Consider the following 19,853-nt stretch of genomic DNA (forward strand, 5'->3'; position numbering starts at 1 on the left):
CTTTTCCGGTATACGCCGACGACTCACGAAGAGTTCCGAAAATGGCCCAAGCATCCGTCGCCGAGACCCGCCAGAGTTCCTGGTGGCATCGCAACCAGCAGCAGTTGACACCCTGGCTGTTCCTGGCTCCCGGGATCCTGTTCTTCCTGTTCTATGTGATCTTTCCGATTTTCCAGTCGTTCAACCTGTCGCTCTACGAGTGGGACGGTTTGGGCCAGGCGGAATATGTCGGGCTCTACAATTACGAGGAACTCTACTGGGATGACGCGTTCTACACCTCGCTGAAGAACAACGTCATCTGGCTGCTGCTCTATCTGCTTGCCATTCCGGCCGGTCTGTTCATCGCGCTGTTCCTGAACCAGACCGTCACCGGCATCCGGCTGTACAAATCCCTGTTCTTCTTTCCCTTCGTGATTTCCCAGGTCGTCGTCGGCCTGGTGTTCACCTGGTTCTACGACCCGACATTCGGCATCCTCAACGTTCTGCTCGGCGCGGTCGGCCTGCCGCCGCTCAACGTGCTGGGGGACGAGAACTGGGTCACCGTGGGCATCATCGTCGCGGGCCTCTGGCCCCAGACAGCCTATTGCATGATCCTCTATCTCACCGGCCTCAACGCGGTTGATCCGGAGCAGATCGAGGCCGGACGCCTCGACGGCGCCAAGGGCTGGCGCATGCTCTGGTACATCATCGTGCCGCAGCTTCGCCCGGCCACCTTCATCGCCTTCGTCGTCACCATCATCGGCGCTTTGCGCTCTTTCGACCTGATTTCGGTCATGACCAACGGCGGGCCCTTCGGCGCCAGCCGGGTGCTCAGCTTCTACATGTTCGAGGTCGCACTCTCCGAATACGGCTTCCGCATGGGCTACGGCGCGGCCATTGCCGTGGTGCTGTTCCTGATCATGCTGGCCTTCATCGCCTATTTCCTCTGGTCGATGTACAAAGAAGAAAAGGCGCGCTGACATGTTCCCGACACCGATCGAACGCACGTCCCGCCCCTGGCAGATCACCTATCAGACGCTGCTTCCGCTGGCGCTGATCCTGTGGCTGCTGCCGCTGATCGCGGTCGCCATCTTTTCGGTCAAGCCGGATTCGGATTTCGCCAACGCCAACTACTGGGGCTGGCCGTCATCCTTCGAAGGCTTCACCAACTACGCGCTGGTCTTCACCGGCTCGGACATGCCGCAGTATTTGCTGAACTCGTTCAAGATCACCATTCCAACGGTGATCGGCGCGGTTGGCCTCTCGTGCATGACCGGCTTCGCCCTCGGCATCTACAAGTTCAAGGCCAATATCTGGCTCTTCTTCATGTTCGTGGCGGGCAACTTCGTGCCGTTCCAGATCCTGATGGTGCCGGTGCGCGACCTGACCCTGCAGATGGGCCTCTACAACACCATCACCGGCCTGGTTCTGTTCCACATCGCCTTCCAGACCGGCTTCTGCACACTCTTCATGCGCAACTTCATCCGTGCCCTGCCGTTTGAGCTGATAGAGGCCGCGCGCGTTGAAGGCGTCTCCGAATGGCGGATCTTCTGGTACGTGGTGCTGCCGCTGATGAAGCCGGCCATCGCCGCGCTGTCGGTGCTGATCTTCACCTTCATCTGGAACGACTACTTCTGGGCCGTGGTGCTGACGCAGGGCGTTGAAAGCCAGCCTGTCACCGCCGGCATCACGTCCTTCAACGCGCAATATCGTGCTGCCTACCACCTGATGAGCGCCGGTTCCATCGTGGCCGCCCTGCCGCCTGTCGCCATGTTCTTCCTGATGCAGCGCCACTTTATTGCAGGCCTCACACTCGGAGCCGTGAAATGATCCGCAGCTGGCATCTTGGAGATGACAGACAGAGCCTGGTCCTGGCCAGCTTCGACGACCGATTGCCGGAAGCCGTCTACTGGGGGCCCGCCCTTCCCACTGGCGAAAACCTGGAGACGCTTTCGGCAGCCGCACTTGCCGACGTCACCGGTGGCATGGTCGACCGCAACGCCGGTCTGAGCCTGTGTCCGGAAGCCTCCGAAAGCTTCCCCGGGCAAACCGGCCTGACTGCAAGGAACGCATCCGGCGCGCCGCTCATGCCCAGTTTCCGGTTCGAAAGCGAAGCCGCTTCGGAGCATGGCCTGACGCTTGTCTTTGCCGACAACAGCCTTGATCTCAGCCTCGTCTTCGATCTCGTCCTGACACCGGAAACCTCCCTGTTAAAGCTTCAGACACGGCTGGAAAGCGCCGATGAGATCACGGTCGACTGGCTGGCGGCTCCGGTTCTGCCGGTCCCGGCTCACACCGGCGAGATGATCGAGTTTTCCGGCCGCTGGTGCGCGGAATTCCTGACCCGCCGCCTGCCGTTTGCGCCCGGTTCCCGTGTCCGCGACAACCGCACGGGCCGCACGGACCACGCCCATTTCCCGGGGCTTGTCGTCTGCAATGCCGGAACGTCCAACACGGCCGGTGAAGCTTTCGCGTTTCACTATGGCTGGTCCGGGGGCCACAAGATGGTGGCCGAGGAACTTGCCGATGGGCGTCGTCAGGTCCAGTTCGGCCACGCCACTGCCAGCCTTGCCAGCGGACGCCACTTCGTCAGCGCACCGCTCTACGCAACCTATTCCGCCACCGGCTTGAACGGTGCCGCCGTTCGGTTCCAGCGCCATGTTCGCGACCATGTGGTTCAGGGAGCCCGCACTCCCCGCCCGGTCCACTACAATTGCTGGGAAGCGGTCTATTTCAAACACGACCTCGACGAACTCAAAGCCATCGCCTCCCAAGCGGCGGACCTGGGCGCCGAGCGCTTTGTGCTGGACGACGGCTGGTTTGGCCGCCGGGATGACGACACCTCGTCTCTGGGAGACTGGGTGATCGACAAACGCAAGTACCCGGATGGCCTCACCCCGCTGATCGACCATATCAAGGCGCTCGGCATGGAGTTCGGCATCTGGTTCGAACCGGAAATGGTCAACGAGGACAGTGACCTCTGCCGCGCCCATCCCGACTGGGTACTCGGTCACGCCGACCAGATCCGCGGACGCCAGCAACTGGTGCTGGACATGTCCAACCAGGAGGTTCGCGACTATCTTTATGCCCACATCGCCGACGTCCTGAAAAACAACGACATCGGCTACATCAAGTGGGACCACAACCGCATCCTGCCCGTGGTCGATGCCGAACAGGCCGAAGGCTTTTACGAGCTGGTCGACCGTCTGCGGTCCGATTTTCCGGCAGTGGAGATCGAGAGCTGCTCGTCCGGCGGCGGGCGGATCGACTTCGGCGTCCTGGAACGCACGCACCGGGTCTGGCTTTCGGACAGTAACGATGCGCTTGAACGCCAGCGTATTCAGCACGATGCCGCCCTGTTCCTGCCAGCCTCGGTAACAGGCTCTCACGTCGGGCCTCGTCACTGCCACACTTCCGGCCGCACGCTGGACATTCGCCTGCGCGCCTGGACCGCGGCTCAACGCCACATGGGCTTCGAGATGGACCCGCGTGAGCTGTCGGAAGCCGAAGCCGAGACGCTGCGCAATGTCACGAGCTGGTGGAAAGCCAACCGGGACTGGATGATGCAGGCCGATATCCTGCGGCTCGACAGCACCGAGCCGGCCGTGATCGCAGAACAGCAGCTTGCCTGCGACGGCAGCCGGTTCGTTGCGTTTGCCGCGCTGACGCGACCAAGTGACCAGATCCTGCCGCGTCCGTTGCGCTTGACCGGTCTGGACCCGCAAGGCAGATACAGGCTATCTCTCGTCAATCGGGACGAAGCGCCCCGGCTGTCCCGCGGTGCGCCTCTCCTGAAACATCAAGACCTTGAAGCCAGTGGACAATATCTGATGTCCCACGGGCTCACGCTCCCCTGGCGGTTCCCAGAAACCGTCTGGGTTGTGGAAGGCGAACGTCTTTGAGTAACGTTACTCAAAACGAACCAATTTCGGCTTAGGCCGCCAAAACAATTGAGGAAGTGCCATGTACGCAACATACCCGGATCTCGACAACGCATCGGTATTCATCACCGGTGGCGGCTCCGGCATTGGCGCGGCGCTGACGGAGGGCTTTCTGCGGCAGGGGGCGAAGGTCGCCTTTGTGCAGCGTTCCGACGCAGCGCCCTTCTGCGACGAGATGGAACAGAAATACGGTCGCCGTCCGCTGTACCTGCCTTGTGACATCACAGACATGGCTGCCCTCAAGGCGGCCATGGATCAGGCAGCCGAAGCCCATGGCCCGATCACGGTTCTGGTCAACAATGCCGCCAACGACAAACGCCACAAGACCGAAGAGGTTGACGAGGCGTTCTGGGACTGGTCCGTGGCGATCAACCTGAAAGCCTATTTCTTTGCCTGCCAGCATGTGGTTGCCGGCATGCGAGCGGCCGGCGGTGGCTCCATCGTCAACTTCTCGTCCATCTCCTACATGATGGGCAATGCGGGCTACCCGGTCTACACGACCGCGAATTCCGGCATCAACGGCATGACCCGCAGCCTCGCACGGGAATTCGGCCCGGAGAACATCCGCGTCAACGCAATTGCGCCCGGCTGGGTCCTGACCCAGAAGCAGAAGGACATGTGGGTAACGCCGGAAGGTCTGGCAGCGCACATCGACCGACAGTGTCTCAAGGTTGAACTGCAGCCGGACGACATGGTTGACCCGGTGCTTTTCCTTGCCTCCAGAACCAGCAAGGCGATGACCGGACAGGCGCTGGTCGTGGATGGCGGCGTGGTGGTGACGGGATGAACACACATCCAAAAGCGTCCTGGATCGCGGCGGATTGGGGCACCACCAATCTGCGCATCTGGGCGCTTGACGAAGCCGGCGGCATCCTTGCCCATCGCAGCTCCGAAAAGGGCATGGGCCGACTGGAGAAACAGGATTTCGAACCCGCTCTGATCGAACTGATCGCTGACCTTCTGAGGGACGGTGAGGTCACACCCGTGATCGTCTGCGGCATGGCCGGGTCCCGGCAGGGGTGGGCCGAAGCTCCCTACATGACCGTACCCTGCGCACCGCCGTCGATCCGGAACGCTACCCGGGTGGACGCAGCCGACCCGCGCCTTGACGTGCGCATCCTGCCAGGCATCAAGCAGCTCACCCCTCCCGATGTCATGCGCGGCGAGGAAACGCAGATCGCCGGATTCCTTTCGGAAAATCAGAACTATACCGGCACCTTGTGCCTGCCTGGAACGCACACCAAGTGGGTCGCCCTCCAGGACGGACGAATTGAGCGGTTCCGCACCTTCATGACAGGAGAGACCTTCGCGCTTCTGTCCAAACACTCCGTCCTGCGGCACGGCCTTTCCGCCGATGACCTCGACAGCACAGCCTTTGCCGAAGCGGCCGAACACAGTTTCAATGCCCCCGAAGCGCTGACTGCCGATCTGTTTGGCGTGCGCGCCGCCGGCCTTGTCGCGGACCTTGGCCCTGCACAGGCAAGCGGCAGATTGTCGGGGCTTCTGATCGGAGCCGAACTGGCCGCTGTCAGCCGTGATTTCGACCTTGGTAACACGGCCCTGCTGGGCAGCGACAAGATCGCCGGTGCCTATCGCAGCGCCTTGACACATCTCGGCCATGCCTCAAGGCAGCTCGATGCGGAAACCATCACCTTGAAGGGGCTGACCCTTGCCTATTCCTTCTACGAACCGGAGCATTCATGAGCCGTAACCTGATAGCCATCCTGCGCGGCCTGACCCCGGACGAGGCTCTGCCCGTTACCGAATGCCTGATTGCCGCCGGCATCACTCGTATCGAGGTTCCGCTCAACTCGCCGGACCCGCTTGTCAGCATTGCCGCCATGGCAAAGGCCTTTTCCTCGAATGCCGAGATCGGCGCAGGCACCGTGCTGGCGCCCGAACAGGTGCGCGACGTCAAGAACGCCGGCGGCACGCTGATCGTGTCACCCGACTGCAATCCGGATGTCATCAAGACGACGAAAGCCGAAGGCATGTCTTCCTTTCCCGGTGTGATGACACCAAGCGAGTGCTTCACGGCGCTGCGCAGCGGGGCAGATGGCCTCAAATTCTTTCCCGCCTCGCTCATCGGTCCGGACGGACTGAAGGCGATGCTGGCGGTATTGCCGAAGGGCACTGCGACCTATGCCGTGGGCGGTGCCGGCCCGGACAATTTCGGGGACTGGATCAAGGCCGGGGCTGCCGGCTTCGGCATCGGAACGGCTCTGTTCAAACCCGGTTTCAGTGTTGCCGAAGTCAGCGAACGGGCCGAAAAAATCGTCGCCGCCTACGACGCGGCCGTTGCAGCATGCAGGTGATGTCATGAGCACAGTTTTCGACGAGCGCCAGTGCACCCTAGGCGAAGGCCCGTTGTGGCATCCCGAGCGCCAGCAGCTGTTCTGGTTCGACATTCTCAACAAGCGCCTGCTCAGCCGCGACAACGGCACGGAAAAGACCTGGCAGTTCGATGAATATGTTTCTGCCGCAGGCTGGGTCAGCCGGACCGAACTCCTGATCGCCAGCTCTTCAAAGCTGTTCCTGTTCAATCTGGAAACGGAAGCCTCCGCAAAGATCTGCGACCTGGAGGCCGACAACGCAATCACGCGGTCCAACGACGGCAGGGCAGATCCCAAGGGAGGCTTCTGGATCGGCACCATGGGCTTTGGCGCCGAAAAGAACGCCGGATCGATCTACCGCTATTACAAGGGAGAGCTGCGCAAGCTGTTCTCCGACATCACCATTTCCAACGCGATCTGTTTTTCGCCGGACGGCAAGACGGCCTATTTCGCCGACACCGACACCCTGACCATTCAGAAGGTCGCCCTGGACGCCGAGGGCTGGCCAGCAGGTGCGCCGTCCCTGTTCGTCGATCTGTCCGCCGACGGGTTCAATCCGGATGGCGCCGTGGTCGATAGCGAGGGGTTCCTGTGGAACGCCCATTGGGGGGCGAACCACGTTGCACGCTATACTGCGGACGGGAAATTTGCCGAGGCCGTTTCCATGCCTGCAAAACAGATTTCCTGCCCGGCATTCGGCGGGGCGGATCTGCAGACGCTCTTTGCCACATCCGCCGCCGAAGGTCTTACTGGCGAGCACGAAGGCAAGACCTATTTCGCACAAGTGAAGGTTCGTGGACAGAGCGAGCACAGGGTCTTGCTCTAACAGGGCCACCGTCCATCTCCCGGGCAAAGTGTTGGGAGCACCGGGACAAAATGCTAGTTCAGTGAACCTTTGAAGGGTCCTCAGGCCCCGCCTTTGCGGGGATGACACGGAATATGTGGCAACGCTTCACCATCCGGATGAGCGTTGCCGAACCATCAAGCAGTGAGCATCCATCATGAAACGTACTCTCGGCACCTGCTATTATCCGGAACACTGGCCGGAAGAAATCTGGGAAGCTGATGCCCGCCGGATGGCCGAGACCGGGCTGACATGGATCCGCATCGGTGAATTCGCCTGGTCGCGCCTCGAGCCCCGCCCTGGTGACTTGCACTTCGAGTGGCTGGACAGGGCCATCGAGACCTTGGGCCGTGCCGGGTTGAAGGTCGTTCTCGGCACACCGACCGCAACGCCGCCGCGCTGGGTTGTCGACAAGCATCCGGACATGGTCGCCGTCGATGCCAACGGCAATCCCCGCAAGTTTGGTTCCCGCCGCCACTACTGCTTTTCGCACGAGGGCTTTCGCCAGGAGAGCGACCGGATCGTGAAGCTTGTCGCCGAGCGCTACGGCAACAATCCGCATGTCGCCGCCTGGCAGACCGACAACGAATATGGTTGCCACGATACGATTCTCTCCTATTCGGATGCTGCCCGAAAAGCGTTCCGGGTCTGGCTGAAGGGCCGCTACGGCTCCATCGAGGCGCTCAACCGCGCCTGGGGCAACGTGTTCTGGTCTATGGAGTATCTCTCCTTTGACGAGATCGACCTGCCGAACCTGACCGTAACCGAACCGAACCCCTCGCACACGCTTGCGTTCCGGCGGTTCTCCTCCGATCAGGTGGTTACCTTCAACAAGCGACAGGTCGATATCATCCGGGCGCATTCCAGCGCACCGATCAGCCACAACTACATGGGCCGGGTAACTGATTTCGACCACTTCAAGGTCGGCGACGATCTCGAGATCGCGACATGGGACAGCTACCCGCTCGGTTTTCTGGAAGACCGTGTCAGCGCGGATGACGCCCATCAGCGGGCCTTCATGCGCCAGGGCGATCCGGACTTCCAGGCCTTCCACCACGATCTCTACCGTGCCGTTGGCAAGGGCCGCTGGTGGGTGATGGAACAACAGCCGGGACCGGTGAACTGGGCCCCCCACAATCCTGCTCCTCTGCCGGGCATGATGCGGCTTTGGGCCTGGGAGGCTTATGCCCATGGGGCCGAGGCCGTGTGCTATTTCCGTTGGCGACAAGCGCCTTTCGCGCAGGAACAGATGCATGCCGGCATGCTGCGCCCGGACAATGCCGATGCACCGGCACTGCTCGAAGCCCGCAAGGTCGCCGACGAATTGCGCGACGCGCCTGACGTCTCGGCCCCACAGGCACCTGTTGCACTGATCTTCGATTATGATGCGGATTTTGCCTGGACCACCCAGCCGCACGGCAAGGGGCTTTCCTATTTCCAGCTTGTTTTCGACACCTACAAGGCGCTGCGCAAGCTCGGGCTTTCGGTCGATATCCTGCGCGGCGAAACCCGCGACTTTTCCGGCTACAAGATCGTTGCCCTGCCTGGCCTGATCTACGTGCCGCAGGACCTGAAACAGGTGCTTGCGGAAACCGAAGCGCTGGTGGTGATGGGCCCGCGCACAGCCGCCCGCAACGCCGACATGGTCATTCCCGTGCCATTGCCACCAGACATGCCCGGGCTTGATCTTGCAGTCTCGCGGGTCGAAAGCCTGCGCCCGGACATGCCGATGCCGCTCAAGGGCGGTGGCACCTTCACCGGCTACCGCGAGGAACTGGAAGGTGCTGGCGAAGTCATCCTGGAACTGGAAGACGGCCAGCCCGCCGCCTACCGCCAGGAACATCTCGTCTATGTCGGTGGCTGGGGTGACGAAACCGTGCTGAAGCGCCTCTACACCATGCTGTGCGAAGAAGCCGGGATCGACACGCTCGACCTTGCCGGCGGTGCCCGCTGCCGTGTGACCGATGGCCTGAGGATCTGGACAAATTACGGCGCCGAACCTGACGACACACCAGCCGGCCGGATCGAAGCTGCAGGAGTGTTGTTCGAAAAGCTGTAAGGCAAAGTTGGTTCTTCCCTGGGAGAAGTTAGATAACCGAACTCTTCCTCCTCCCCGTCATTGCAGGGCTTGTACCTGCAATCCATGCCGAAACAGTGCCGCAAACTGAGGCCTGTGGAGCGGGAACGGAACGGCGTGGATGCCATGGTTGAGCCATGGCATGGCGAAGATATTGGACGATCTACAGGTTATCTTTACGGCTGTTCCGTCAGGCCGCCTTGCCCTTCGTCAGTTCGGTGATGATGGCTGCGAAATTGTCGACGCCCTGTGCGCCTGATACCAGGTGCTGACGCTCGAAGATGACAGCCGGAACGCCGTGAATGCCGTTGCCGGTCCAGAAGGCTTCTTCCGCACGAACGGTTTCGGCAAAGCGGCCGTCTTCCAGAACGGCAAGGGCTTCAGCCCGGTTGAGACCAATGCTTTCGGCCACATCCGCCAGAACCTGATTGTCATTGAGGTCCTTCCGGTCGCCGAAATAGGCCTGGAACAGCGCCATCTTCAACTGGTGTTCCTTGCGGCTCTCACCGGCCCAATGGATCAGCTGGTGCGCCTTGAAGGTGTTCACCATGCGCATGTCGTCGGTGAAGTTGAACTCGAAACCAAGGCTTGCGCCAAGGTCCGTCAGCCGGTCCCGCGCCGCCTGGGACTGCTCCGCGCTGGAGCCGTATTTGCGCATGATGTGTTCGCGCAGGTTCTCTCCCTCGGCAGCCATATCCTGATTGAGTTCAAAAGGATGCCATTTGATGGCGGCCGTAACGCCGGTCCGTGCGATCGCCTGTTCGAGCTGCTTGAAGCCGACGATGCACCACGGACAGACGACATCGGAAACAATGTCGATCTGCAACACATCATCGAGGTCGGTTGTGTCGGTGTCTTGCGAAGTCATGATTGGTTCCTGTTCCGGCGCAGTCAGCCGCGTGTCTGGCTGGCGCCATTGTCTGTCTTGCCCCGCATATAGGAGCCGCTGCCAGCCGGGAAAAGGCAGTGGTTACCACCGGGAAACCTCATTCTTTTGTCGGAACGCTGCTTTCCACCTCCCGTCAGAGCGTCGCATCGCCCTTTGGGGGAGGTGTCCAGCCACGCTCCGATCCTTCAGGGCGATCACCGCCCCTGTCGACTTGCATGATTTCGAACAGGGTTTCGGAATGCGCCCGCATGGCATCGATATAGGAAGTGTCGACGCCACCGTCGTTGAAATTCTCGCGAAGGTCATCGAGCATCGCAATGTCGTGATGACGGAATTCCCGCGCCTTGGTGCGCGCCCGGAACGGATGATAGCCCAGCTCGGTCAAGGCCTGGCGCCCAAGCGCCAAGGCCCCTTCGAAGACCTCCCGCTCAGCACAATGAGCACCGGCATTTTCCAGTTCGTAGACGTGATGCCGGTCGCGGGCACGGGCGAGGATCCGGACATTCGGATAGGTCTTGGCAACGTGTTCCACCAGTTCGGTCTGCTTGTCGCGATCATCTAGCGCGGCAACGAAGAGGTCGGCATCGTCCAGCCCGGCACCGTGCAGAAGGTCCGGCCGGGTCGCATCCCCATAGAAGGTTCGAATGCCTATCCTGCGCAGATTTTCAATCGTCTGCGGGTCATGATCGAGAATGATCACGTCATAGCCACTGGTCAGCAGCAGTCGCGAGACGATCTGGCCGAACCGGCCCATGCCCGCGACAACGACCCGGCCGCGCCTGTCGATGACATCCGGTTCCCGATCCGCTTTCGCCAGAGCCCGTGGAGCGACGATTTTTTCGTAGAAGATGAACAACGCGGGTGTCAGCAGCATGGAAATCGCCACCACCAGGGTCATGGTCTTGATCAGCGATGGTTCCAGCACCCCGCTGCCCGAGGCAAATCCGAACAGCACGAAGGCGAACTCCCCTGCCTGTGCCAGCCCCAGCGCGAACAGCCATCGATCTGGCCCGGTGAGGCGAAAGAGGGCTGCAAGCAGGAACAGCACCAGAAACTTGACTGCCATCAAGCCGAGCGCGAGTCCAAGGATCGATAAAGGGGCACCGAACAGAAGATCGAAATCGATCCCCGCCCCGACCGTCAGGAAGAACAGGCCAAGCAACAGGCCCTTGAAGGGTTCGATATCGCTTTCCAGCTCATGACGATAGTCGCTGTCGGACAGAACAACCCCGGCAAGAAAGGTACCGAGTGCCGGCGACAGACCGACAAAATCCATGACGAGGGCAATGCCAATTACGAGCAACAGCGCGGTTGCCGTGAAGATTTCCCGCAGACGCGCTTCGGCTATGAACCGGAAGACAGGCCGCAGCAGATGACGCCCTGCCAGAATGATGGCGGCTATGACAGCCAGAATGACAAGAGCCTGTGCCCAGCCCGGCAAGGCCGCCAGAGCTTCGCCACCATGACCGGCACTCTCGCCATGCCCATCCGCGGCTCCTTCCCCGCCATGGCCACTGATGGCAAGCAACGGAAGAAGCGCCAGCATCGGAATGACCGCGATATCCTGGGTCAGCAATACCGAGAAGGAACTCTGCCCACCTTGCGTTTTCAGCCAGCCTTTCTCGTTGAGGGTCTGCAAGACGATGGCCGTGGAGGAGAGCGACAGGATCATGCCGAGCGCCAAAGCGCTCTGCCAGTGAAGACCGAACGCCAGACCGGCCGCGGCAAAGACGAGCGCTGTCCCGACAACCTGCAGTCCGCCAAGCCCGACAAGCTGTTGACGCATTTTCCAGAGCATGGCGGGCTGCAGTTCCAGCCCGACCAGGAAAAGCATCATCACCACGCCGAATTCGGCAAAATGCTGCACGTCGGCCGCTTCCGATCCGACGATGCCGATGACCGGCCCGATCACCACACCGGCAATCAGATAACCGAGCACGGAGCCAAGGCCGAGCCGGTTGGCAATCGGCACCGCGATGACGGCCGCGCACAGATAGACGAAAGCTTCGCTGAGCAGCGCCATCAGACCGCCTCCCCTGCCAGCAGGAACGCATCCAGGTCATCCGGCAGCACCGGCGCTGCAGCCGCCTTTGCAAGATCCAATCGATCGCGGACCAAAGCATTCAGAAGCTTTCCATAGGCAAGGCGGTGGGCCTCAAAGCGGTTTTCCTCCAGTGCCCGCCCGGCCCCGAACAGCGCAAAGGGCGCGAGGTAGCGCATGCCGCAAAGGTCCGCCGTCTTTTCGAACGGGCCCAGCAAGCTGCGCAACTCGGCATGGTTCATGCCCGTTTGCGAATAGGCATCCGGTTTGGCACCGGTCGTGACCGCGTTCAGAAACACCTTGCCATGCAATGCCTTGCCGGCATGACCATAGGCAAAGCCATGTTCCAGAACCAGATCCTGCCACTCCTTCATGATGGCGGGTGCCGAATACCAATAAAGCGGATGCTGGAAGACAACCACGTCATGAGCCCGCAGGCGGTCCTGTTCCCGGTCGATATCGATGCTGAAATCCGGATAGTCCGCATAAAGATCGACGGTTGTGATCTCCTTGATCGACCGCGCGGTTTCAAACAGCGGCAGGTTCACCTCCGACCTGTGCGGTCGTGGGTGGGCAAAGAAAACGATTACCTTGGCCAAGAGGATCTCCCGGATCTGAGTAAGCCCGCAGAGCCGGCAAGGTCTGCCGGGCACGGCAGACCAACGGTCTGTATTCTCAAGAGTTTATAGGGATCATCCGCAACAGATAAAGGGCGCGAACAGGAACCGGCCTGTTCGCGCCCATTGAACAATAAAGTGAGCGATAGACAGTGGGATGCTGTCGGCGTCAGTCCGCCCTAGCAACCCGTACCCGGGAGCCCGTCTCTCCGGCTTCGGCAATCGCATGAATGACCGCCTCGAAATGGAGCGCCTCCCGGAATGACGGCACGGCATTGCGCCCTTCGGAAATCGCCTTCAGGAACTCATGAACCTCTATCACCTTCAGATCGTTGAACCCGAGCTGATGGCCGGCGGCCGGAACGAATTGCCCGTACGGCGGATGAGCTGGCCCGCTGAGCAACGTCTTGAAACCCTGTTCGGCAAGCTCACCCCGGTTCTGGTAGAGACGGAGTTCGTTCATGCGCTCCTGATCGAAGGTGATCATGCCTTCCGTTCCATGCACCTCGAAGCCGATGTAGCTCTTGCGGCCCCACGCACTGCGCGAGGTCGATACGACACCATGGACACCGTTTTCGAAGGTCAGCAGCGCAGAAGCTATGTCTTCGTTTTCAACCGGACGCCGCTCGCTTGAGCCATTGCCCATGGGCCGTGTTTCATGAACCGTCCTTGTCTCCGCGACCAGGCTTTCGACCGGTCCGACGAGCGCGGTTGCGAGCGAAATCAGATGGCAGCCAAGATCGCCGAGCGTGCCGAGGCCGGCATCGGCCTTGGTTGCCCGCCAGGTCCAGGCGAGGTCCGGATCAGCCTGGTAGTCTTCATCGACCATGCCGCGGAAATGCACGATCCGGCCGATGGCGCCATCCGCGATGAGTTTGCGGGCATGCGAAATCGCCGGATTATGCAGGTAGTTGTAGCCGACGATGGTCTTCGCACCTGTTCTTTCGGCAACAGCCAGCATCTGTCTGGCGTCCTCCAGACTGAGCGCCATCGGTTTTTCCAGATGCACATGCTTGCCGGCCTCGAGCGCGGCAAGCGCCATTTCCTTGTGCACCTTGTTGGGTGTGGTGATGCAGACGATATCGACCTTCGGATCCGCAATCAGATCTTTCCAGTCGCTCGTTGCCCTTGCGAAGCCGAACTGGTCGGCAAAGGCTTCTGCCTTTTCTGCAGGAACATCGCACAGCACTTCCAGGCGGGTCGCCGGCACATCGCCGAACACCGCTTTCACCGAACCATAGGCAAGCGCATGGCACTTGCCCATGAAACCGGTGCCGATCAATCCGATACCGAGACTTGTCATGTAATCCGATCCTCCCGGAGGTGACGAAGCGGACCGTTCCGCCCTTTAACCTCATCCTGAGGAAGCGCCTTGGCGCTGTCTCGAAGGATGGGCTGCTTGCTCATGAGTGTGCCGCCCATCCTTCGAGACGGACCAGACGGTCCTCCTCAGGATGAGGTCATAGTGGTTCTGACGCTCAGACTTCGTCCATGCCGACGGCGCGGCGTTCGGCGATGGACTTGAGGGCAGCTTCTGCCAGGGCGAGTGCCTTCAATCCGTCCTCGCCACTCGGTGACGGCGCAGTACCGGTTTCGATAGCCTCGACGAAAGCGGTGATTTCAGCCGCATAGGCTTCCGTGTAACGGGTCATGAAGAAATCATGCAGCGGCGGACGGGTGTACCCGGCTTCGGTTGCCACTTCGATGGATACCGGACGCTGGTTTTCCGCACTCACCACACCCTTGGAGCCATGCACCTCGATGCGCTGGTCGTAGCCATAGGTTGCCCGGCGGGAATTGGAGATGGAACATTGCTTGCCGGACGCCGTCGTCAGCACCACCATGGCGCTGTCGTAATCGCCGAGCTTGCCGATTTCCGGATCGACCAGAACCGACGCCGTCGCGTAGACGGTCGTGACTTCATCGCCGAGCAGGAACCGGGCCATGTCGAAATCATGGATGGTCATGTCACGGAAGATGCCGCCGGACGACGTGATGTAGGATGGCGGCGGCGCACCCGGATCGCGCGAGGTGATCTGCACCATTTCCACGTCGCCGATCCGCCCTTCGTCAATGGCTGCGCGCACGGCGCGGAAATGCGGATCGAAACGGCGGTTGAACCCCAGCATCAAGGTTGCGCCAAGGTCTTCTACCGTCTTCAGGCAGGCTTTCACCCGGTCCAGCGACAGATCGACCGGCTTTTCGCAGAAGATTGCCTTGCCTGCGCGTGCAAACTTTTCGATCAGATCGGCATGGGTGTCGGTCGGCGTGCAGATGATCACCGCGTCGACATCGCCGGCGGCGGCGATCTCGTCGATCGTGCTGACACGGGCGCCATAGGCGGCTGCAAGCGTTTCGGCGGCTTCCGGGAAGGCGTCCGCAACAGCGACGAGCGTCGCACCGGCGGCCGCACCAACGGCCTTTGCGTGCACTTTACCGATACGTCCAGCCCCAAGCAGGGCGACATTGACGGCCATGATACTTCCTCCCGGATGACATGTGGCAGAGCGGTTTGAACCAGCGCTTGCCAATTTAGAATAAAAATTCCAAAATCATTTTCGACGGAATGTGTCAAGCCGGAAAAGAAGAAGACAATGAATGACGCCTCGCCCGATCCAGAAAATGAACCCAATCTCGCCAACGCCGAAATCCTTGCGCCCCCGCAGTCGATCGATGCGTTTTTTGCCCGGCTCGGCAGCACCGCCGAAAGACTGCCCAAGCGCCTGAAACAATTCGCGAACTACATCGCCGCCAACCCAGACAAGGTGGCGGTTTCCACGGTTGCCGAACTTGCCGAAGGCGCCGACGTTCAGCCGTCCGCCGTGATGCGTTTCTGCCAGGAAATGGGCTTTTCCGGTTTTTCGCAAATGCAGAAACTGTTCCGCTCGGACTATTCCCAGAAATGGCCGGACTACGCCACCCGCCTCGCCAAACTGCGTGAGCACGGCACCGAGTCACCTTCTGCGCTCCTGGCCGAATTCGTCGAGGTTGGCCGTTCTTCGCTGGAAAACCTGCTGACAACCGTCGACCCGACCGCGCTTCAACAGGCAGTCGATGTGCTGGCCCGTGCCGAAACGATCCACATGATCGGCTTCCGCAGGGCCTTCCCGGTCACGTCGTATCTTGCCTATGCCTTCGAAAAGATGGACGTGCCGGCGGTTCTTCATTCAGGCATCGCCAACATCAACATGGAACACCTGATCCGGCCGAACGACGCGGTCATCGCGGTGACCTTCGCCCCGTACACGGAAATGACCATCGACATGGCCACCAAGGCCCGTGCCAGCGGTGCTGACATTGTTGCCATTACGGATGTCGTGACCAGCCCGCTCGCACGCCTGAAAGCAATCCAGCTACTGGTCTCGGAACTGGACGTAGGCGCGTTCCGGGCGCTGTCCGCAAGTCTCTCCCTGGCCATTGCCCTGGCCGTTTCCGTGGGGGCTCAACGGAACAGGCTGTGATCTTTCTGGAAAAAATCTGTTGCGCTTCGATAAAAATGGAATTTATATTCCAAATGCGGCAACGGCGATCCCGAGCCGCCACAGACTTCTGATGACGCGGGTGGGATTGTTCGAGGCCCGCGGTCCACGTTCTGGGAGGAACACCATGAAGAAGACACTTATTGCAATGGCGGCTGCCGCCGTTGCCTTTACCGGCCTTGCCGCTCCGGCCTCCGCTGATGGCGAACGTTTCGTTCTGGTCAGCCATGCACCGGACAGCGACAGCTGGTGGAACACGATCAAGAACGCCATCACCGTTGCCGGTGGCCAGATGGGCGTTGAAGTGGAATACCGCAACCCGCCGACAGGCGATCTTGCCGACATGGCTCGCATCATCGAACAGGCTGCTGCATCCAACCCGAACGGCATCATCGCGACGATCGCCGACTACGACGTTCTGAGCGGCCCGCTGTCCAACGCGGTTGCCAAGGGCATTCCGGTCATCACCATCAACTCCGGCACTGAAGAGCAGTCCAAGAAAATCGGCGCTCTGATGCATGTCGGCCAGCCGGAATACGATGCCGGCAAGGGTGCAGGTGAAAAGGCCAAGGCGGCTGGCGTCACCAGCTTCCTTTGTGTGAACCACTACATCACCAACCCGGCTTCGGTTGAACGTTGCCAGGGCTATGCTGATGCACTGGGCGTCGAACTGGGCGGCCAGATGATCGACAGTGGCCAGGACCCGGCTGAAATCAAGTCCAAGGTCATGGCCTACCTGCAGGGCAACCCGGACACCAATGGCGTCCTGACCCTCGGCCCGACCTCTGCGCATCCGACGCTGGCTGCGCTGGAAGACATGGGCAAGTCCGGCACCATCCACTTCGGCACCTTTGACCTTTCCGGTGAAATCGCTGAAGCCATCAAGGGCGACGTGATCGCCTTTGCCATCGACCAGCAGCCTTACCTGCAGGGCTACCTGCCGGTCGTCATCCTGACGAACCTGGCTCGTTACGGCGTGGTTCCGGGCAACTCCATCAACTCCGGCCCGGGTTTCGTGACCAAGGGCAACATTGCCCTGGTGGAAAAATACGCCGGCGAATACCGCTAAGCTGAAGGGCCGCCAGGCGCGGCCCTGTGGAGAGGCGGCCCTCCGCCTCTCCCTTGCAACTGACACGCTCGCGCACCCCGAAGGGTAAGCGCTGAATTCCAGAACACTGTTCTGCGGCCGGGCCGCATACTGGACGCGGCCGGCCACCCCGGCACGCAGGAGGAGACCTATGGCTGAGACACAATCGGCAGCCGCCCCTCGGAAAGACGAGCGCATCCGCGAAATGTCGCCCATGCGCAAGGCCCTGATCCGCCCGGAGCTGGGCGCGATCTGCGGCACTATTCTCGTATTCATGTTCTTCCTCGGCATCGCCAGCGACAGCGGCATGTTTGCCCCGGAAGGCATCATCAACTGGGGCACAGTCTCTGCCCAGTTCGCCATCATCGCTGTCGGCGCCTGCCTTTTGATGATCGCGGGAGAGTTCGACCTCTCCGTCGGCTCGATGATCGGCTTCTCCGGCGTCATCATCGCGCTCTTCACTGTTCAGTGGGGGTTCCCCGCATGGTTCGGTATCCTGGTCGCATTTGCCATGGCGCTGGCCATTGGCGGGCTCAACGGATACCTGGTCATCAAGACCGGCCTGCCCTCCTTCATCGTCACCCTCGCCTTTCTCTACATTCTGCGCGGTCTGACGATCTTCATTTCCATCGCCACCACCCGCAAGACCATCATCGGCGGCGTGCGTGAAGCGGCGGAAGGTGATCCCATCGCATGGCTTTTCGGCGGCAAGGTCTTTTCCGGCCTCTTTGTCTGGCTGGCCGATCTCGGCATTGTCGGCAAGTTCGTTGCCGGTCCGAAAGCAGGACTACCGGTGGTCGAAGGCATTCCGATGCTGATGATCTGGGCGATCATCCTGATCGTGTTCGGCCATATCCTGCTCACCCGCACCCGCTTCGGCAACTGGATCTTCGCCGCCGGTGGCGACGCCCAGGCAGCGCGCTATGTCGGCGTACCTGTGAACCGGGTCAAGATCCTCATGTTCATGTTTTCCGCCTTCTGCGCCACTATTTTCGCCACCTGTCAGGTGATGGAATTCGGCTCGGCCGCAGCCGACCGCGGCCTCTTGAAGGAATTCGAAGCCATCATTTCCGTGGTGATCGGCGGCGCACTTCTCACCGGCGGCTACGGTTCGGTGGTAGGCGCGGCGCTTGGCGCACTGATCTTCGGCGTCGTTCAGCAAGGCCTCTTCTTCGCCGGGGTCGAAAGTTCGCTCTTCCGGGTTTTCCTCGGCGTTATCCTGCTGCTCGCCGTGATCCTCAACACCTACATCCGCCGCATGATCACGGGGGAACGCTAAGATGTCCGACAACCTCATCGAACTCGTCGATATCGAAAAACACTTCGGCCCGGTGATCGCCCTCAATGGTGTCTCCGTTTCCGTCAAGGCCGGTGAATGCCACTGCCTTCTGGGCGACAACGGCGCGGGCAAGTCCACCTTCATCAAGACCATGTCCGGCGTCCACAAGCCGACCAAGGGCAAGATCCTGATGGAAGGCAAGGAAGTCAGCTTCAACAGTCCGCGGGACGCCATGGAAGCCGGCATCGCGACCGTCTACCAGGACCTGGCAATGATCCCGCTGATGTCGGTGACCCGGAACTTCTGGATGGGCCGCGAACCGCAAAGGCGCTTCGGCCCGTTCAAGTTCTTCGATTTTTCCGAAGCCAACGAAGTCACGATGACCGAGATGGCCAAGATGGGCATTCACCTGCGCTCGCCGGACCAGGCGGTCGGCACATTGTCGGGCGGTGAACGCCAGACGGTCGCCATCTCGCGCGCAGTCTTCTTCGGGGCCAAGGTGTTGATCCTCGACGAACCGACATCTGCCCTGGGTGTGCGCCAGACCTCCAACGTGCTGGCGACGATCGACAAGGTCCGCCAAAAAGGCATCGGCGTTGTCTTCATCACCCACAACGTGCGCCATGCCATGGCCGTGGGCGACAGGTTCACGGTGCTCAACCGCGGCAAGACGCTTGGCACCGCAGAGCGCGGAGACATAAAAGCGGAAGAACTTCAGGACCTGATGGCCGGTGGCCAGGAACTGGCGGAACTGGAAGGTTCCCTCGGCGGCACCATCTGACGGGCTGAATCAAAAACGGAATGTGCACGTGAAGAAACTCGATGTCATCACGATAGGCCGCTCGTCGGTCGACCTCTACGGAGCCCAGGCTGGCGGCCGTCTGGAGGACATGGCGTCCTTCAACAAGTATATCGGCGGCTCGCCCACCAACATGGCCTGCGGCACGGCTCGGCTTGGCCTGAAGTCCGCGCTGATCACCCGTGTCGGTGACGAACACATGGGCCGTTTCATCCGCGAGGAGCTGGAACGGCACGGTGTCGACACACAAGGCGTGATCACCGACAAAGAGCGGCTCACCGCGCTCGTGCTGCTCGGCATCCGCGACCAGGAACAGTTCCCGCTGATCTTCTACCGCGAGAACTGCGCCGACATGGCTCTTGGCGAAGATGACATCGATCCCGCGTTCATTGCGTCGGCCAAGGCGGTGGTCGCCACGGGCACGCATCTCAGCCATCCGCAGACGGAAGCTGCCGTTCTGAAGGCACTGAGGCTTGCCCGCGAAAACG

The 19,853-nt window shown here is 60.9% G+C and carries 18 protein-coding genes; 13 read left to right on the plus strand and 5 right to left on the minus strand.

All coding sequences use genetic code 11. The features are described 5' to 3' along the window. The first annotated feature begins 41 nt into the window (after window positions 1-41). The 8 genes from Q666_RS45045 (at window position 42) to Q666_RS45080 (ending at window position 9,156) form a co-directional block, all read left to right on the plus strand. Window positions 42-959, plus strand: coding sequence for a sugar ABC transporter permease (locus Q666_RS45045; protein WP_023003020.1), 918 nt, complete (start codon window positions 42-44; stop codon window positions 957-959). Window position 960: 1 nt separating this feature from the next. Further along, the gene (locus tag Q666_RS45050; protein ID WP_023003019.1) at window positions 961-1,809 is read left to right on the plus strand and encodes a carbohydrate ABC transporter permease; all 849 of its coding nucleotides are present in this window, start codon (window positions 961-963) and stop codon (window positions 1,807-1,809) included. After that, window positions 1,806-3,881 (plus strand): alpha-galactosidase, encoded by a 2,076-nt coding sequence (locus Q666_RS45055; protein ID WP_023003018.1) that lies wholly within the window; start codon window positions 1,806-1,808, stop codon window positions 3,879-3,881. The genes Q666_RS45050 and Q666_RS45055 overlap by 4 nt, the downstream gene beginning before the upstream one ends. 61 nt (window positions 3,882-3,942) lie before the next feature. Then, entirely contained in the window at window positions 3,943-4,707 is a 765-nt protein-coding gene (locus Q666_RS45060; RefSeq protein ID WP_023003017.1) for an SDR family oxidoreductase, read from the plus strand. Next, window positions 4,704-5,624 (plus strand): 2-dehydro-3-deoxygalactonokinase, encoded by a 921-nt coding sequence (locus Q666_RS45065; RefSeq protein ID WP_023003016.1) that lies wholly within the window; start codon window positions 4,704-4,706, stop codon window positions 5,622-5,624. The genes Q666_RS45060 and Q666_RS45065 overlap by 4 nt, the downstream gene beginning before the upstream one ends. Further along, window positions 5,621-6,235 carry a 2-dehydro-3-deoxy-6-phosphogalactonate aldolase gene (locus tag Q666_RS45070; protein WP_023003015.1) on the plus strand — a complete coding sequence of 205 codons (615 nt, stop codon included), beginning with the start codon at window positions 5,621-5,623 and terminating at the stop codon, window positions 6,233-6,235. The genes Q666_RS45065 and Q666_RS45070 overlap by 4 nt, the downstream gene beginning before the upstream one ends. 4 nt (window positions 6,236-6,239) lie before the next feature. Further along, on the plus strand, window positions 6,240-7,079 hold the full coding sequence (locus Q666_RS45075; RefSeq protein ID WP_031270295.1) for an SMP-30/gluconolactonase/LRE family protein: 840 nt from the start codon (window positions 6,240-6,242) through the stop codon (window positions 7,077-7,079). A gap of 175 nt (window positions 7,080-7,254) precedes the next feature. Further along, window positions 7,255-9,156, plus strand: a complete 1,902-nt coding sequence (locus Q666_RS45080; RefSeq protein WP_023003013.1) for a beta-galactosidase — start codon at window positions 7,255-7,257, stop codon at window positions 9,154-9,156. A 208-nt stretch (window positions 9,157-9,364) separates the two neighbouring features. Here Q666_RS45080 and Q666_RS45085 read toward each other — a convergent pair whose 3' ends face one another. The 5 genes from Q666_RS45085 to iolG form a co-directional block, all read right to left on the minus strand. Continuing rightward, a complete protein-coding gene (locus Q666_RS45085; protein WP_023003012.1) occupies window positions 9,365-10,042 on the minus strand; it encodes a DsbA family oxidoreductase in 678 nt (225 codons plus the stop codon). A gap of 154 nt (window positions 10,043-10,196) precedes the next feature. Then, window positions 10,197-12,086, minus strand: a complete 1,890-nt coding sequence (locus Q666_RS45090) for a monovalent cation:proton antiporter-2 (CPA2) family protein (RefSeq protein ID WP_023003011.1) — start codon at window positions 12,084-12,086, stop codon at window positions 10,197-10,199. After that, a complete protein-coding gene (locus Q666_RS45095) occupies window positions 12,086-12,703 on the minus strand; it encodes an NAD(P)H-dependent oxidoreductase (RefSeq protein ID WP_031284995.1) in 618 nt (205 codons plus the stop codon). The genes Q666_RS45090 and Q666_RS45095 overlap by 1 nt, the downstream gene beginning before the upstream one ends. Before the next feature lie 187 nt (window positions 12,704-12,890). Next, entirely contained in the window at window positions 12,891-14,024 is a 1,134-nt protein-coding gene (locus Q666_RS45100; RefSeq protein WP_023003009.1) for a Gfo/Idh/MocA family oxidoreductase, read from the minus strand. 175 nt (window positions 14,025-14,199) lie between these two features. Next, on the minus strand, window positions 14,200-15,198 hold the full coding sequence (gene iolG, locus Q666_RS45105; protein WP_023003008.1) for an inositol 2-dehydrogenase: 999 nt from the start codon (window positions 15,196-15,198) through the stop codon (window positions 14,200-14,202). A gap of 117 nt (window positions 15,199-15,315) precedes the next feature. Here iolG and Q666_RS45110 point away from each other — a divergent pair, with 117 nt between their 5' ends. From Q666_RS45110 to Q666_RS45130, 5 genes are all read left to right on the plus strand, one after another. Next, window positions 15,316-16,182, plus strand: a complete 867-nt coding sequence (locus tag Q666_RS45110; RefSeq protein ID WP_023003007.1) for a MurR/RpiR family transcriptional regulator — start codon at window positions 15,316-15,318, stop codon at window positions 16,180-16,182. 145 nt (window positions 16,183-16,327) lie between these two features. Beyond that, entirely contained in the window at window positions 16,328-17,269 is a 942-nt protein-coding gene (locus Q666_RS45115) for a sugar ABC transporter substrate-binding protein (protein ID WP_023003006.1), read from the plus strand. 169 nt (window positions 17,270-17,438) lie between these two features. After that, window positions 17,439-18,566 (plus strand): ABC transporter permease, encoded by a 1,128-nt coding sequence (locus tag Q666_RS45120; RefSeq protein WP_031270286.1) that lies wholly within the window; start codon window positions 17,439-17,441, stop codon window positions 18,564-18,566. A gap of 1 nt (window position 18,567) precedes the next feature. Continuing rightward, on the plus strand, window positions 18,568-19,347 hold the full coding sequence (locus tag Q666_RS45125) for an ATP-binding cassette domain-containing protein (RefSeq protein WP_023003004.1): 780 nt from the start codon (window positions 18,568-18,570) through the stop codon (window positions 19,345-19,347). A gap of 28 nt (window positions 19,348-19,375) precedes the next feature. Further along, a partial coding sequence (locus Q666_RS45130) for a PfkB family carbohydrate kinase (RefSeq protein ID WP_023014504.1) occupies window positions 19,376-19,853 on the plus strand: 478 nt, incomplete at its 3' end.

Source organism: Labrenzia sp. C1B70, from assembly GCF_000475395.1.
In the GTDB taxonomy this organism is placed as follows: Bacteria; Pseudomonadota; Alphaproteobacteria; order Rhizobiales; family Stappiaceae; genus Roseibium; species Roseibium algicola.